Origin of the sequence: Ramlibacter sp. WS9, assembly GCF_003797765.1 — a bacterium.
Taxonomy (GTDB): domain Bacteria; phylum Pseudomonadota; class Gammaproteobacteria; order Burkholderiales; family Burkholderiaceae_C; genus Ramlibacter.
Map to the genome: position 1 here is coordinate 393,752 of NZ_RKMB01000001.1, position 15,054 is coordinate 408,805.

Annotated in this window: 15 protein-coding genes; 10 read left to right on the forward strand and 5 right to left on the reverse strand. The window is 66.6% G+C overall.

Going from position 1 to position 15,054, the window contains the following annotated elements:
• Window positions 1–13 precede the first annotated feature (13 nt).
• The 6 genes from EEB15_RS01915 to EEB15_RS01940 all read left to right on the forward strand — a co-directional run bounded on the left by EEB15_RS01915 (window position 14) and on the right by EEB15_RS01940 (window position 5,003).
• On the forward strand, window positions 14–742 hold the full coding sequence (locus EEB15_RS01915) for an SURF1 family protein (protein ID WP_233259303.1): 729 nt from the start codon (window positions 14–16) through the stop codon (window positions 740–742).
• Complete coding sequence (locus EEB15_RS01920; RefSeq protein WP_141507829.1) at window positions 693–1,451, forward strand: hypothetical protein; 759 nt, start codon at window positions 693–695, stop codon at window positions 1,449–1,451. The genes EEB15_RS01915 and EEB15_RS01920 overlap by 50 nt, the downstream gene beginning before the upstream one ends.
• 2 nt (window positions 1,452–1,453) lie before the next feature.
• Window positions 1,454–2,656, forward strand: a complete 1,203-nt coding sequence (locus EEB15_RS01925) for a heme A synthase (protein WP_370283275.1) — start codon at window positions 1,454–1,456, stop codon at window positions 2,654–2,656.
• The gene (gene cyoE / locus EEB15_RS01930) at window positions 2,653–3,522 is read left to right on the forward strand and encodes a heme o synthase (RefSeq protein ID WP_141507831.1); all 870 of its coding nucleotides are present in this window, start codon (window positions 2,653–2,655) and stop codon (window positions 3,520–3,522) included. Before EEB15_RS01925 ends, cyoE begins: the two co-directional genes overlap by 4 nt.
• A 7-nt stretch (window positions 3,523–3,529) precedes the next feature.
• Complete coding sequence (locus tag EEB15_RS01935; protein WP_141507832.1) at window positions 3,530–4,144, forward strand: SCO family protein; 615 nt, start codon at window positions 3,530–3,532, stop codon at window positions 4,142–4,144.
• Window positions 4,145–4,208: 64 nt separating this feature from the next.
• Entirely contained in the window at window positions 4,209–5,003 is a 795-nt protein-coding gene (locus tag EEB15_RS01940; RefSeq protein ID WP_233259304.1) for a DNA alkylation repair protein, read from the forward strand.
• A 15-nt stretch (window positions 5,004–5,018) separates the two neighbouring features.
• Here EEB15_RS01940 and EEB15_RS01945 read toward each other — a convergent pair whose 3' ends face one another.
• The 3 genes from EEB15_RS01945 to rpoH form a co-directional block, all read right to left on the reverse strand.
• Window positions 5,019–6,017: a tripartite tricarboxylate transporter substrate binding protein gene (locus tag EEB15_RS01945; protein ID WP_141507834.1), complete on the reverse strand. Its 999-nt coding sequence runs from the start codon at window positions 6,015–6,017 to the stop codon at window positions 5,019–5,021.
• Between the two features lie 44 nt (window positions 6,018–6,061).
• Window positions 6,062–7,849, reverse strand: coding sequence for a 7TM diverse intracellular signaling domain-containing protein (locus EEB15_RS01950; RefSeq protein WP_158289962.1), 1,788 nt, complete (start codon window positions 7,847–7,849; stop codon window positions 6,062–6,064).
• 100 nt (window positions 7,850–7,949) lie between these two features.
• Window positions 7,950–8,879: an RNA polymerase sigma factor RpoH gene (rpoH, locus tag EEB15_RS01955; RefSeq protein ID WP_141507836.1), complete on the reverse strand. Its 930-nt coding sequence runs from the start codon at window positions 8,877–8,879 to the stop codon at window positions 7,950–7,952.
• A gap of 216 nt (window positions 8,880–9,095) precedes the next feature.
• Between rpoH and EEB15_RS01960 the strand changes: the two genes are divergently transcribed.
• Together EEB15_RS01960 and cutA are read left to right on the forward strand one after the other, a co-directional pair.
• Window positions 9,096–9,551, forward strand: coding sequence for a hypothetical protein (locus tag EEB15_RS01960; RefSeq protein ID WP_141507837.1), 456 nt, complete (start codon window positions 9,096–9,098; stop codon window positions 9,549–9,551).
• 82 nt (window positions 9,552–9,633) lie between these two features.
• The gene (gene cutA / locus EEB15_RS01965) at window positions 9,634–9,948 is read left to right on the forward strand and encodes a divalent-cation tolerance protein CutA (protein ID WP_233259305.1); all 315 of its coding nucleotides are present in this window, start codon (window positions 9,634–9,636) and stop codon (window positions 9,946–9,948) included.
• 1 nt (window position 9,949) lies between these two features.
• Here the strand turns inward: cutA and selD are convergent, their stop codons facing one another.
• Window positions 9,950–11,005, reverse strand: a complete 1,056-nt coding sequence (gene selD / locus EEB15_RS01970) for a selenide, water dikinase SelD (protein ID WP_141507839.1) — start codon at window positions 11,003–11,005, stop codon at window positions 9,950–9,952.
• Complete coding sequence (gene ftsY, locus EEB15_RS01975) at window positions 11,002–12,042, reverse strand: signal recognition particle-docking protein FtsY (protein ID WP_141507840.1); 1,041 nt, start codon at window positions 12,040–12,042, stop codon at window positions 11,002–11,004. The genes selD and ftsY overlap by 4 nt, the downstream gene beginning before the upstream one ends.
• 28 nt (window positions 12,043–12,070) lie before the next feature.
• On the opposite strand from ftsY, the gene EEB15_RS01980 reads away from it, so the two are divergent.
• Together EEB15_RS01980 and EEB15_RS01985 are read left to right on the forward strand one after the other, a co-directional pair.
• Complete coding sequence (locus EEB15_RS01980) at window positions 12,071–13,465, forward strand: pitrilysin family protein (protein WP_141507841.1); 1,395 nt, start codon at window positions 12,071–12,073, stop codon at window positions 13,463–13,465.
• Window positions 13,466–13,491: 26 nt separating this feature from the next.
• A complete protein-coding gene (locus EEB15_RS01985; RefSeq protein ID WP_370283278.1) occupies window positions 13,492–14,865 on the forward strand; it encodes a M16 family metallopeptidase in 1,374 nt (457 codons plus the stop codon).
• Window positions 14,866–15,054 lie beyond the last annotated feature (189 nt).

A 15,054-nucleotide genomic window follows, 5' to 3' on the forward strand; every position in this document is an offset into this window, starting at 1 on the left:
CGGAGATTATCCCGTGAGTGCGCGCGGCACCAAGCGCTGGTGGATAGCCACCTTGGCCGCGCTGGCGGGCATCGCCGCCACGCTGGCCCTGGGCGCGTGGCAGTTCGGCCGCGCGCATGACAAGCTGGCGCTGCAGGCCGCGATCGAGCAGCGAAAGGCCATGGCGCCGATCGCGCAGGAGTCGCTGCCGGCCACCGGCCCGTCGGGCGAGCTGCTCCACCGCCCGGTCGTTCTGCGCGGGACGTGGGTGGCAAAGCACACGGTGTTCCTCGACAACCGCCAGATGCAGGGCAAGCCCGGCTTCTACGTGGCGACGCCGCTCAAGCTCGAAGGCAGCGACCGCGCCGTCCTGGTCGAACGGGGCTGGGTCCAACGCAATTTCATCGATCGCGAGAAGCTGCCGGCCATCGAAACACCCGACGGGCCGGTTGAGCTGCACGGGCGCTTGGCCCCGCCTCCCGCCAAGCTATATGAGTTCGCCGGCGCAGGCCGGGGCCCCATCCGGCAGAATCTCGACTTGGCCCAATTCCGGGCCGAGACGGGCTTGGCTTTGCTGGACCTGGCCGTGCAGCAGACGAGCGCTCCTTCCGAGGGCTTGCTGCGCGACTGGCCGCGGGCCGCCAGCGGCGTCGAGAAACATTACGGGTACGCCTTCCAGTGGTGGGCCTTGAGCGCCCTCATCGCAATCCTTTATGCCTGGTTCCAATTCATCGCCCCGCGCCGGCGGGCATCACGTGGCTGACGAGCCGCTGGGCCTGACCGTGCATTCGCTGCCGGTGCCTCAGGAGGCGCTGGCAGGCGACGCGCAGCGCACTGTGCGCGGTCGCGTGCGCATGTTCGCCGTGCTGCTGGTCTGCGCGGCGCCGGTGATCGCGTCTTACTTCACCTACTACGTCATCCGTCCCGAAGGCCGGCGCAATCACGGCGAGCTGGTCGAGCCGCAGCGGCCCGTGCCGCAACTCGCGGCGCAGGCGCTGGACGGCAAGCCGGTGCCGCTGCCATCGCTCAAGGGCCAGTGGCTGCTGGTGAGCGTGGCCAGCGGCGACTGCGATGCCGCGTGCGAGCGCAACCTGTACGTGCAGCGCCAGTTGCGCGAGGGACTCGGCAAGGAGAAGGATCGCCTCGACCGGATTTGGCTGGTTCCCGATGCGAGGCCGATCCGCGAGGCGCTGCTACCGGCGCTGGCCCAGGCGACCGTGTTGCGGGTGAATGGCGAGCAGCTTTCGCAATGGCTGCAACCGGCGCCCGGCCACCAGTTGACGGATCATCTGTACCTGGTCGACCCGATGGGCAACTGGATGATGCGTTTCCCCGTGCCGGTTGCGCAGCCCGACGCCGCGGCCGTGCCCGGCGTTCCGCAGGGTATCGACACGGTTGCTGCCGCCAAGACCAAGCGCGACATCGAGCGGGTGCTGCGCGCTTCCGCTTCGTGGGACCGCGCCGGCAGATGACGATGAACCCGCAACCGCTCTACGATCTTTCGCCCGCGCTGCGCCTGATGTTCATGGGCGTGGTGGTGGCGCTGGGTCCGCTGGCCTGGGTGTGGCTGCGCAATGCGCAGGCCGCACCCGCGCGCCGCCTGCAAGCGCTCACGGTGCTCACGCTGTTCCTCACTTTCGACCTCGTGGTGTTCGGTGCATTCACGCGCCTCACCGATTCCGGCCTGGGCTGTCCGGACTGGCCTGGCTGCTACGGCAACGCCAGTCCCAGCGGCGCGCAGGCGGAGATCAGCCGCGCGCAGGCCGAAATGCCCACGGGCCCGGTCACCCATGGCAAGGCCTGGATCGAGATGGTCCACCGCTACCTCGCGACCGGCGTGGGTGTGCTGATCCTGACGCTCGCGGCGGCGACCTGGCTGCAGCGCAAACGCGGGGCGCCGGTGAACCCGTGGTGGCCGACGGTGACGCTGGCCTGGGTCTGCCTGCAGGGCGCTTTCGGCGCATTGACGGTCACAATGAAACTCTTCCCCGCCATCGTCACCCTGCATCTGCTCGGCGGCATGGTGCTGCTGGCCTTGCTGTGCCGGCAGACCGTGGTCTATGAACACGTGCAGCGCGGCAAGGGGCCGTCAGCCATCTCGCCGCGCGCGATTGCACTGCTGTTCGCGGCCGTGGCCCTGCTGTGGCTGCAGATCGCGCTGGGCGGTTGGGTCAGCACCAACTACGCGGTGCTGGCCTGCCGCGAGTTTCCGACCTGCCAGGGCAGCTGGTGGCCGGCGATGGATTGGCGGCACGGTTTCGAGCTGTGGCGCGAGCTCGGCAAGACGGCGGCCGGGCGGCACCTCGACTTCGCCGCGCTCACCGCGATTCACTATGCGCATCGATTGCTGGCCTATCTCGTGCTGGCCGTTCTGCTGGTGACCGCTTGGCAGCTTCACGCCGGTGGTGCATTGCGTAGGCAGGCACGCTGGATCGCCGGCCTGGCGCTGTGGCAGCTGGCGAGCGGCCTGTCCAACGTCGTCCTGGGCTGGCCGATCGTGGCCGCGCTGGCGCATACCGGCGGCGCCGCGGCACTGGTGGTGGTGTTGACCTGGTCGCTCTGCGAGAGTCGCGTGGGGTCCATGCGTGCCAGCCCTCACCCCCACCTGCACCCCGGGAAGCAAGCTTCCCGGGGACCCCGCGACCCTCTCCCAGAGGGAGAGGGAGTAACTCAATGAACCGCCTACGCCAATTCCATGCCTTGACCAAGCCGCGGGTCATCCAGCTCATCGTGTTCTGCGCGTTGATCGGCATGGTGCTTGCCGTGCCGGGCCTGCCCGCCTGGCCCCAGGTGCAGCTTGCGCTCATCGCGTGCTTCGGCATCTGGCTCGTCGCCGGCGCGGCGGCCGTCTTCAATTGCCTCGTCGAAAAAGGCATCGACGCCAAGATGCGCCGCACGGCCTGGCGTGCGACGGCCAGCGGCGAGCTGAGCGACTGGCAGACTTTGCTGTTCGCCGCGGTGCTCTGCGGCATTGGTTCGTGGGTTCTGTACCGCTGGGTGAACCCGCTCACGATGTGGCTCACCTTTGCAACGTTCGTCGGGTACGCAGTGATCTACACGGTGATCCTCAAACCGCTGACGCCGCAGAACATCGTGATTGGCGGCGCCTCGGGGGCGATGCCGCCGGTGCTGGGCTGGGCGGCGATGACGGGCGACGTGGCGCCGGAGGCGCTGATCCTGTTCCTCATCATCTTCCTGTGGACGCCGCCGCATTTCTGGGCGCTGGCGTTGTACCGCGTCGAGGACTACCGCAAGTCCGGCCTGCCGATGCTGCCGGTGACGCATGGCAACGAGTTCACGCGGTTGCAGGTCTTCCTGTACACGCTGGTGCTGTTCGCAGCCTGCCTGATGCCCTTCGCGTACGGCATGAGCTCGTGGCTGTACCTCGGCGCCGCGGTCCTGTTGAGCGCCGGGTTCTGCTGGTACGGCTTCCGGTTGTGGCGCAACTACTCCGATGCGCTGGCGCGCAAGACTTTCCGCTTTTCGCTCATTCACCTGAGCCTGCTGTTCGCCGCGTTGCTGGTGGACCACTACATCTACTGAAGGCACCATGAACCGCCGCAATGCACTTCAATCCATCGCATCCTGGGCGCTCGCAGCGGGTGGCGCGGGCCTGCTGGCCGCGTGCTCGGAGTCCAAGCCCCAATTCAAGTCGATCGACCTGACGGGGGCGGATTACGCGAAGGACTTCCAGCTCGCCGACCACAATGGCCAGCCGCGCAGCCTCAAGGATTTTCGCGGCAAACTGGTGGTGCTGTTCTTTGGCTACACGCAGTGCCCCGACGTCTGTCCGACCACGATGGCCGAGCTGGCCGAAGCGAAGAAGCTGATGGGGCCCGACGGCAACAAGGTCCAGGGCATCTTCGTCACCGTGGATCCCGAGCGCGACACCGCCGATGTGCTGAAGGGCTACATGGCCAATTTCGACCCGACGTTCCTCGCGCTGCGCGGCACGCCCGATCAGGTTGCGGTCCTGGCGAAAGACTTCAAGGTGTACTTCAAGAAGGTCGACGGCAAGACGCCCACCAGCTACACGATGGACCATTCCGCCGCCAGCTTCGTCTACGACACGCAGGGGCGGCTGCGCCTGTACACGCGCTATGGCAGCGGCGCGCAATCGCTGGCGTCGGACCTGCAGCTGCTGCTCAAGCACAGCGAAGCCTGACTCCGTGGTCCGGCATCTGCTCGGAGGCAAAGGTGAAGGTTTGCTGAGTCGCACAGGTGAAGGCTTGTTGAGTCGCACGGGTGCTCCACGGATCGCGCTGATCCCGCCCGAAGTGCTGGACGCGCTGAACGACGGGCTGGTGCCCACGGTCAACCTGAACGAATTCCTGGCGCTCGATTTGCCGCGGCTGGCACGCAACGTCGCGGGCCACATCGGTCTTGATCCCGCGCATGAGCGCATCACCGATACGCTGGCGATGCTGGGCGCATTCAAACCCGTCAAGCGCCACGAGCACGTCGCGCGCGCCCTGTACGACCTGACCGAGCCGCGCCCGGACCGCGATGACGTGGCGCAAGCCCTGGCCGACCATCCCAGCGACATCGCGCGGTGCTGGGCCACGCAGTGGATCATGTTCTCGGCGATGCCCTTGCAGGACAAGCTGCACTCGGTGGGGCGCTTCGCCGCCGATCCGCATTTCGGCGTGCGAGAGATGGCCTGGATGGCGGTGCGTGACGAGATTGCGGGCGCGGTCGACGATGCAGTCGGCCTGCTGCTTGCCTGGGCCCAGGACGCGAACCCCAATATCCGCCGCTTCGCCAGCGAGGCGACGCGCCCGCGGGGCGTGTGGTGCGCGCAAATCGAAGCGCTGAAAGCCGAACCGTGGCGCGCGTTGCCGCTGCTCGAACCCTTGAAGGCCGATCCCAGCCGCTACGTGCAGAACTCCGTCGCCAATTGGCTCAACGACGCAAGCAAGACGCAACCCGAGTGGGTCCGCGAGGTGTGCGAGCGGTGGAGCGCGGAGTCTCGTGGGGCCGAGACCGTGTACATCGTCCGCCGCGCGACCCGCAGCCTGACGTAAGGCGCGCGCGTCTTTCTACTCCGCCTTGATCCCGCGCATCGCGATGACGCCGCCGAGCAGGGCCGTGTCGGCCTTGATGCGATTGGCGAGGCCTTCAGACGAAGTGCCCGCAACCTGCCAGCCCTGCTGGAACAGTTTTTGCCGCACTTCCGGCGTGCGCGCGATCTCGCTGATCAGCTTCGACAGCTTGGCCACGATCGGCTTGGGCAGCGATGCCGGGCCCGCCGCCGCGGTCCAGATCTCCAGCTGGAAGCCACGGGTCACGCCGCCCTCGTCCAGGCTCGGGTACTCCGGCACCAGCGGGCTGCGGCCGGACGAAGTCACGCCCACCGCCTTGAGCTTGCCCGCGCGAATCTGTGCGGCGGCCAGGCCCGGCGGCAGCAGCGACAACTGGAGCTGGCCTCCGAGCAAGCCGTTGATCACCTGCGGGTTGCCGGGGTAGGGCACGTGCACAGGGTCGATGTTCGTCTTGGTCTTGAGCAGTTCCATGCCGATGTGGCCCACGGTGCCGATGCCGGGCGTGCCGTAGCTCCACTTGTTGCCCGCGTTGCGCGCGGCCAGGAAGAACTCCTGCGCGTTGCTGCCCGGCGCGTTCGCGGGCGCCGTGAGGAGCAACGGTGCCGTGCCGATCAGGCTGATCGGCGCGAGGTCCTTCAGCGGGTCGAACGGCGTCGCCGGGTTGAGCAGCTTGGCGATGGTCATGTTGCCGTTGATCATCACGCCGATCGTGTGGTCATCCGTCGCCTTGGCCACGATGTCGGCCGCGATGTTGCCGCCGGCGCCGGGCCTGTTCTCCACGACGACCGGCTGGCCGAGCGCCTTGGACAGCGGCTCCGCGATCGTGCGCGCGACCAGGTCGGGCGTCGAGCCACCCGGAAACCCGACCATGATGCGCAGCGGCTTGGTCGGCCACGCGGGAGCCGTTGCCCTGGTGGATTTCTGGGCGAATGCGCCGGCGGAAATGGCGGCGAGCGCGAGTGCGAGGACGGTGCGGCGCACCGGGTGCTTCTTCATGGGTACTTCCTTGTGGTGCCCGCGAGGGCGCTGCCGCAATGCTATTAGAAATTGAGCGGCCGGATCAGCTTGCGGGCATCCGGCGGCATTGCATTCACGCCTTCGAGCAGCCACTGCAAGCTGCCTGCGGCGTCCAGGTCGCGATCGGGCAGCATTGCCACGGCGACGTGAAACTTGAGTGCCGTGCCCGGCGGCAGCGCGCCCGGCGTGCGCAGGCCGCTGGCGACCAGTTGCTGGGCCCGGCTGAGCACGTTGTCGGTGGTGGTGGGGCCTTCGAGCAGCAGGATGAATTCGTTGTCGCCGGCTCGCGCGGCCAGGTCGATGTCGGTGATGGCGCGTCGCAGAAGCGAGGCCGTGACGACCAGCGCACGGTCGGTGGTTTCGCGCCCGAACTCGGCCGTCAGGGCGTCCAAGTTCGAGATCTTCACGGCCATCAGCGCGCAGGCATGCCTCAGGCTGCGAGCGCGCACGATCGCGCTGTCCAGCCGCTGCAGCAGCGATAGGTTGTGGGCCAACCCTGTGAGCGGGTCGTTGTGCGATAGCGCGGCGGCGCGAACCTGGGCTTCGCGGCGGCGGCTGCCACGCAGGCTCAGCGCGTAGAACAGGATGGGCATCTCGATCGCCGCGCCGATCGACAGCCCATAGCGCGTGAGGCCGCTGGCGGGAATCAGGTTCAGGCCGCGCGCCACCGGGAACACGGCCATCACGAGCACCGGCAGGAAGCCCAGTGCGATGAGGCGAATGTACGGGTCTTCGCCCTTGGCCCAGACCAGCACGATGAGCAGGGCCACGACCGCCATGCCAACGATCATCAGCACCATCACCAAGGCAAACGACGTGCGTGACGCGAGGAAAGTGTCCAGGGCGACTGCGGAAAGAAGCGCGGCAATCAGGCTCCACACCGCCAGGTCGAGCGCCCTCGAATAGCGCCCCGGTTCCGTGACGGTGCGTGTGAACCACAGCGCCGCCGCGCCCGAAATGCCCGGCAGCAGGAAGGTTGCCATCTCGTTCCATTGAAGCGCGTGGTCCCACAGGTGCTGCGCGCCCACGCCGAGGTAGGCGAGCTGGCCGGCAGCCAGCGTTGCCACGTAGACAGCGTAGACCGCGAAATTGCGATCCCGGTGGCCGACCGCGTTGGCCAAGGCCACCAGGGCGACCAGGGCCGCCAGCCCGAAATAAGCGCCCAGCAGGAACTGCTCGCGCTCCCGCGAAGCCAACAAGGCCGATTGGTCGTAGAGCGCGATGGGGGTTGCGAAATCGACGCGGACATGCTCGATGCGCAGCCAGTAGCGGACCGGTTTTCCCACTTCCGGGGAAAGCTCGAAAGCAGGGAAGCGCCCCGGCAGCGGCCAGTGCGATACCGGCTGACTGTCGCCGGCCTCTTGCTGGACCCATTGGCCGTTTGCACCGCGGTAGAAGAGCTGCACGCGGTCCAGGCCGGACGAAGCCAGTTGCACGAACCAGCGATGCCCGCTGCTGTTGGTTGCGTCGAACTGCAGCCACAGCGCCTTGCCGTCGATGTTGTGGCTCGTGCCCGGTTCACGGGGAGCCCATGGCAAGGTCTCGCCGGCAGCTTCCACCTGGTCGGCGGTGCGCACGCCGACGGGGTCGACCCAGAAGCGGCTTTGCCGGTCCAAGGGGACGACGGGCTGGGCCGCCGCCAGCATGATGACGCGGGAAGGCGGCACGGTGGGTGCGGGTGCGGGTGCGGGTGCGGAAACCGGTGCGGCTGCCGAAGCGGTTGTGGCTGGACTCGCCTCTTGCGCCACGGCGCCGCCGAGGCCCACAAGCCAGACTATCCCCGCCGCCAATCCGTGAATAAATCCCCGCACCGTTCGATTGTTGCAGCAAATGCATCCCTCATCCGGTGTGCATGCCAACAACGCAAAAGGCCCGGGGTTGCCGGGCCTTTCGAGAGGAGGGTGCCTGGGTTCAGGCGTAGGCGGCCAGCGCCTTCTTCATCTTCTTCATGGCTGCCGATTCGATCTGGCGGATGCGCTCGGCGCTCACGCCGTATTCGGAAGCCAGGTCGTGCAGCGTCAGGCCGCCCGAGCCGTCGTCATTGACCTTGAGCCAGCGTTCTTCGACGATGCGGCGGCTGCGCGGATCGAGCTCTTCCAGGGCCGCCGCGATGCCGTCGCTGGCCAGCGAATCGCGCTGGCGCGACTCCATCATGGCCGTCGGTTCGTGGCTCGCATCGGCGAGGTACGCGATGGGGCCGAAGGCCTCTTCGCCATCGTCGCTGGGCGATGGGTCGAGCATCACATCGCCACCGGACATGCGCGCTTCCATCTCGATGACTTCCTCGCGCTTGACGTTCAGTTCGCGGGCCATCACCTCGATCTGAGCGTCCGTCAGGCTGTCGCGATGGGTCTGTGCATCGGCGTCGTCCTTGAAACCCTGCTTCATCGAACGCAGGTTGAAGAACAGCTTGCGCTGCGCCTTGGTCGTCGCGACCTTGACCATACGCCAATTCTTCAGGATGTACTCATGGATCTCGGCCTTGATCCAGTGCAGCGCGTAGCTCACCAGCCGAACGCCCTGGTCGGGGTCGAAGCGCTTCACGGCCTTCATCAGGCCGATGTTGCCTTCCTGGATCAGGTCGCCGTGGGGCAAGCCATAGCCGAGGTACTTTCGGGAGACGGAGACGACGAGCCGCAGGTGCGAAAGCACCAGCTTACCGGCGGCCTCCAGGTCGTTGGCGTCGCGGAATTTGCGGGCGAACTCCTGCTCTTCCTGCGGGGTGAGCATGGGAAGGCGGTTGACCGCGGAAATATAGGCATCGAGATTGCCCAGGGACGGAACGACGGCCCAGGGGTTGGCCATCGCCAACGCGGTGCCAGGGGATGCCAGTGAGGTCATGCCGGGTTCCTTTCCAGATTTCATATATGGGTAATTTTAGCACTCTCGTCCAGGGACTGCCAAATGGTAAAAGGTCACCGCTTTAAGGATACCAATCTGCCGATATCGGGAGTGTCAAACGGTATGCTCATCCTTTTCGAGCCAGTTTCCGGTAGCATCTGATATACATGTAGTAACAATCGGGGCTTCCGCTCCGGTCAGGGCAGGAGGCAGTCCATGAAGGCGATGTTCAGCCGAGTTTTCTCTAAAAAAGAGCGACCTGTTCACAGGACGCCTGGCCATTCGGCCGTGTCCTCCGAGTTAACCACGGGCGACATCGAAAACTATTACCTGAAAATTATTGTCGACTGCCTCCGGCGCATGCTGGTGCCGGTGGACTACGTCGAGGTAGGCGTCAAGCGCGCGGGCACCGGCCCGACCGGCTTGATTGCGTTCGCAGGCTACGTCCGCATCAAGAAATGGGACCCGGTGATGACGCCGGTGCTGCTGCAGAACATGCCCGTGATCGACGGGCGCATCCGCAAGGTCGTCCGCGCCTCGGTGATCCTGGAAGGAACCCATTTCGCCGGGCTCTGGTTCCAGGCCACCAGCGATACGGAAGGCGCGCCCAAGGCGTTGCTGGGCCTGCCTTGCGAGCTGATCCACCAGCCCGGCGGACCGGTCGCCGCGTAAGGGCGCTTACCAGCGCACGCCGAGCTTGATGAACAGCCGGCTGGAAGGGCCCCTCATGCAAGACTGTAAAGAATTAGACATTGTGAGCATCGCCACGACCGTGGGTTCGCTGGCGGACGCACAACGGTTGGCCCGTGAAATCATCGCGCAACGCCTGGCGGCCTGCGTGCAAGTCGAGCAGGGAGTGGCGTCGTTCTACCGCTGGAAGGGCGAGCTGTGCGAAGAGAGCGAGGTGCGGCTGGTGATCAAGACCTTGCCTGGTTGCGAGGCCGCTTTGCAGGCGCTGTTCGCCAAGCATCACCCGTATGAAGTGCCGCAATTCCTCGCGGCAAGACTGATCGCCAGCCCGGCCTACGCGCAGTGGGCGCGGGCCGAAACCGAGGTCCCGCAGGCGTAATTCAGGACACCGAAAGGCGCACAGCCTCGCCGCGCGCCCCGACATGTCCGACCACCGCCGCGCCATCGAAGCCGTGCCTGCGGAACACCGCCATCACGCTGTCTAGAGCTTCAGGCACGCACGACACCAGGAGCCCGCCGCTCGTCTGGGGATCTGACAGAAGCGCCTGGTCCGGTGCCGCAAAGCCCGCCGGCAAAGTGATGTCGGCGCCATAGCCCAGCCAGTTGCGCCCGGAAGCGCCGGTGACCATGCCTTGCGCGGCCAGCTCGCGAACGCCCGGAAGCAAAGGCACGCCTGACCATTCGATATGGACCGGCAACTGCGCGCCGCGCGCCAGCTCGAGTGCATGGCCGGCCAGGCCGAAACCCGTCACGTCCGTCAGTGCGTGGACGCCGTCAAGCGCCGCGAGCTCCGGCCCGGGCGTGTTGAGCTTCGTCGTCGTCGCGATCATGCAGGCGTAGCCGGCGGCATCCAGTGCCTCCTTCTTGAGCGCGGCCGAGAGAACCCCGACGCCCAGGGGCTTGCCCAGCACCAGCACGTCGCCGGTCCGCGCATCCGCGTTGCGCTTGACACGGCCCGGGTGTACCAGGCCCAAGGCCACCAGCCCATAGATGGGTTCCACCGAATCGATGGTGTGCCCTCCGGCAATGGGAATACCGGCCTCGCGGCAGATGGACTCGCCCCCGGCCAGGATCTTGCCGATCGTCTGCGTGGAGAGCACATTGACCGGCATGCCGACCAGCGCCAGCGCCATGATCGGCCGGCCGCCCATGGCGTAGACGTCGGAGATAGCGTTCGTGGCAGCGATGCGCCCGAAGTCGTACGGATCGTCGACGATGGGCATGAAGAAATCCGTGGTCGCGATCAGCGCCTGCTCGTCGTTGAGCTTGTAGACGGCCGCATCGTCCGCGGTCTCGATGCCGACTAACAGCTCGGGCGGCATGGGCATGCGCGCCGTGCCTTTGAGGATCTCCGACAACACGCCCGGCGCGATCTTGCAGCCGCAGCCGCCGCCGTGCGAAAGCGACGTGAGACGCGGTTCGGCGGCGGCGCTCATGACAGTAATGCGAGGGCGAACTCGCGCGCGTTGAAGGTTTCAAGGTCTTCGAGTTTCTCGCCGACGCCAATGAAGTACACGGGTATCGGCCGCTCCTGCGCGATGGCCGCCAGAACGCCGCCCTTGGCCGTACCGTCGAGCTTGGTCACGATCAGCCCCGTCAGCTGAAGCGCATCGTCGAACGAGCGAACCTGCGCCAACGCGTTCTGGCCCGTGTTGCCGTCGATCACCAGCAGCACCTCGTGGGGTGACGTGGAATCAGCCTTCTGCACCACACGCTTGATTTTCTTGAGTTCTTCCATCAGGTGCAGCTGCGTGGGCAGGCGGCCGGCCGTGTCGACCAGTACGACGTCCTTGCCGCGCGCCTTGCCGGCCGTCACCGCGTCGAAGCTCACGGCGGCCGGATCGCCGCCTTCCTGGCTCACGATCTCCACTGTGTTGCGATCGGCCCATACGGTGAGTTGCTCTCGCGCCGCCGCGCGGAACGTGTCCGCCGCCGCCAGCAGCACCGACGCGCCTTCGCCCGCCAGGTGCTTGGTGAGCTTGCCGATGGACGTGGTCTTGCCCGCGCCGTTCACGCCGGCCACCATGATCACCGTGGGCTTGTACTCGCCGATCACCAGAGCTTTCTCCAGCGGGCGCAGCAGTTGCGCCAGCGAGTCCGCGAGGATGTTCTTCACCTGCACCGGCCGCGTCGCGCCGCTCGCCTGCACGCGGCGCTTGACCTCGTCCAGCAGGTATTGCGTCGCCTTGACGCCCGTGTCCGCCATCAGCAGCGCGGACTCGAGTTCTTCGTAGAGCTGGTCGTCGATCTGCCCGCCGGTGAACACCTGCGAGATGCTGGAACCGGTCTTGCGCAGGCCCGAGCTGAGCTTTTCGAACCAGCGCTCGCGCTCCGGAGCCACCGGCGCGAGCACCGGAATTTCCATCGGCTGCACCAACGCGCTGCCGATGAGGCTGCGTTCCTCTTTGGCGGGTGCCGGCGCTGCAGTCGGTGCGGGTGTGGCCGCGGGTTTTTTCTTGAAGAAGCTGAACATTGGGGGGTTCTTAGAATCACAGGATTCTATGAAACACGTCCTTCAACTGGCCCTGTGCTGTTTTTCCCTTCTGGGATTCATCCCCGCAGCGCACGCGCAAGCCCCCGCCCCGGTAGAACAATTCAAGCTCGGCAACGGGATGTCGGTCATCATCAAGCCGGACCGCCGGGCGCCCACGGCCGTGCACATGGTGTACCTGCGTGTGGGCTCGATCGACGAGGTCGACGGCGCCAGCGGCGTGGCGCACGTGCTCGAACACATGCTGTTCAAAGGCACCAAGCAGCTCAAGCCCGGTGAGTTCTCGCAGCGGGTCGCCGCCCTGGGCGGGCGCGAGAACGCATTCACGATGCGCGATGCCACGGGCTATTACCAGCAAATTCCCGCGGGCAAGCTCGAAGACGTGATGAAGCTCGAGGCCGACCGCTTCGCCAACAACCAGTGGCCCGACGACGAGTTCAAGCGCGAGCTGGAGGTGGTGAAAGAAGAGCGGCGGATGCGTACCGAGGACCAGCCGCGGTCCCTGATGTGGGAGGCCCTGAACGCCACGATTTTCCAGGCATCGCCGTATCGACGTCCCATCGTCGGCTGGATGAGCGACCTTGATGCGATGACGCCGCAGGACGCGCGCGACTTCTACAAGCACTGGTATGTGCCCGCCAACGCGGTCGTCGTCGTGGCAGGCGACGTCGAGCCGGCTCAGGTCCGCCGGCTGGTGGAAAAATACTATGGCGCCATCGCTGCCCGGCCGGTCCCGCCTCGCAAGCCCCGCACCGAGCCCGATCAGGTGGGCGTGCGCCGGCTGGAGTTCAAGGCGCCCGCCGAACAGTCGTACGTAGCGCTCGCATTCAAGGTGCCGCAGTTCACTTCGTTCGAGCCGGGCGCCGCCAACGACGATGCGCTTGCGCTCACGGTGCTGGCAGCCGTGCTCGACGGCTACCCCAACGCCCGGCTGGACCGCGCGCTGACGCAGGGTCCGGACAGGCTCGCCGACAGCGTTGGCGCGGGCAACGGCTTTTCCGGGCGCGGCCCTCAGATCTTCACGCTAGACGGCGTGCCTGCCAAAGGCAAGACGCCCGAGCAGCTGGAAGCGGCCTTGCGCGCCGAAGTGGCCAAGGTCGCACGCGACGGCGTCAGCGAAGCCGAGCTCACGCGCGTCAAGACGCAATGGATCGCCGCCGAGGTCTACAAGCTGGATTCGGTGATGAACCAGGCCAGGGAATTGGGCGAGTACTGGGTGGAGGGCCTGCCCCTGGACTCCAGCGAGCGCCTGATCCAGCGCCTGCGCGCCATCACGGCCGAGCAGGTCAAGTCGGTCGCCGCGCGCTACTTCGGCGACGACCAGCTCACCGTCGGCATCCTGCGGCCGCAGCCGGTCGATCCCAATCGCAAACCCCGCACGCCGCCTCCGGGCTCGCGCCATTGAACGGTTTGCACACCATGACTCATTCCATGACCAGCCCCCGCCATTCCATACGCGCCCTTGCCGCCGTCCTGCTGATGATTTGCGGGCAGGCGATGGCCGCCATCCCGATCCAGCATTGGACCCAGCCCAGCGGCGCCAAGGTCTACCTGGTCGAGAGCCCGTCGATCCCGATGGTGGATTTTCAGATCGACTTCGACGCCGGCAGCCGCCGGGACCCGGCCGACAAGGCGGGCCTGGCCCGCGTGACGGCGACGATGGCTTCCAAGGGCATTACCGCCGCGCGCACGCCGGGCGCCGGGGCCTATGACGCCGCGCTCGACGAAAACCAGCTGAGCGAAGCCTGGGCCGACCTGGGTGCGGGCTTTGGCGCCAGCGCCAGCAGCGACCGCATGAGTTTTTCGCTGCGATCGCTGAACTACCCGGACTTGCTTCCCAAGGCGATCCAGCTTGCGTCGCGGCAGCTGGCCGATCCGTCGTTTCCCGACGCGGTGTGGCAGCGCGATCGCCAGCGCATGTCGGCGTCGATCCGGGAAGCGAACACGAAGCCCGCCACGATCGTCGGCCACGCCTTCGCGGCCGCCGTCTACGGCACGCACCCGTATGGCTACGAGACGACCGAGGCGACCTTGGCGCGCATCAGTGTCGACGACATGCGCCAGGCGTACCGCGGCGGCATCGAGCCTTGCCGGGCGAAGATCAGCATCGTGGGCGCTGTCACCCGCGCCCAGGCCGACGCGATGGTCACGCAGTTGCTGTCGCGGCTGCCCGACGCGACCACCGGCCGCTGCGAGCCCCTGCCGCCCGTGGCGGAGGTGGTGACACTGGCCGACCCGGTGGTTCGCGCCATCCCGTTCGCGTCGGCCCAGGCCCACGTGCTGATCGGCCAACCCGGCTACAAGCGTAGCGACCCCGACCATTTCGCGCTGGTGGTCGGCAACTACACCCTCGGCGGCGGTGGATTCGTCTCGCGGCTGACGGAGGAAGTGCGCGAAAAGCGCGGGCTGAGCTACAGCGTCTACAGCTATTTTTCTCCGGGCCTGCACGCCGGTGCCTTCACCGTGGGGCTCCAGACCCGCCCAGACCAGACCGCACAGGCGATACAGGTTTCTCGCGACGTGTTGGCGCGGTTCGTCGCCGAAGGGCCGACTCCGGCGGAGCTCAAGGCCGCCAAGGACAACCTGATCGGCGGATTCCCTCTCCTCATCGACAGCAACCGCAAGCTCCTGGACAACGTCGCCAACATCGCCTGGAACAATCTGCCGCTGGACTACCTGGACACCTGGACGCGCCAGGTGGAGCGCATCACGGCGGCCGACGTCAAGGCCGCCTTCGCGCGCAAGCTTCAGCCGCAGCGCATGGTCACCGTGACCGTCGGCGCTGCAGCCGCGCCCCAACAGTAATCGTCTGTTACGTTTGCTACCCTGTCAAGGTTGACAGGGGTTGGCAACACAGGTCTTTTTTCTGCCTCCAGAATGGCTTCATCGCTGTCACACGATGCCAGAAGCGCCAGGGAGGCGTAGAAAAAGAGGGGCAAGCCGGTCGCGCGGCCGCGGTTCAAAAGACCGCGCCGCGTCGATCCGGGCATATCG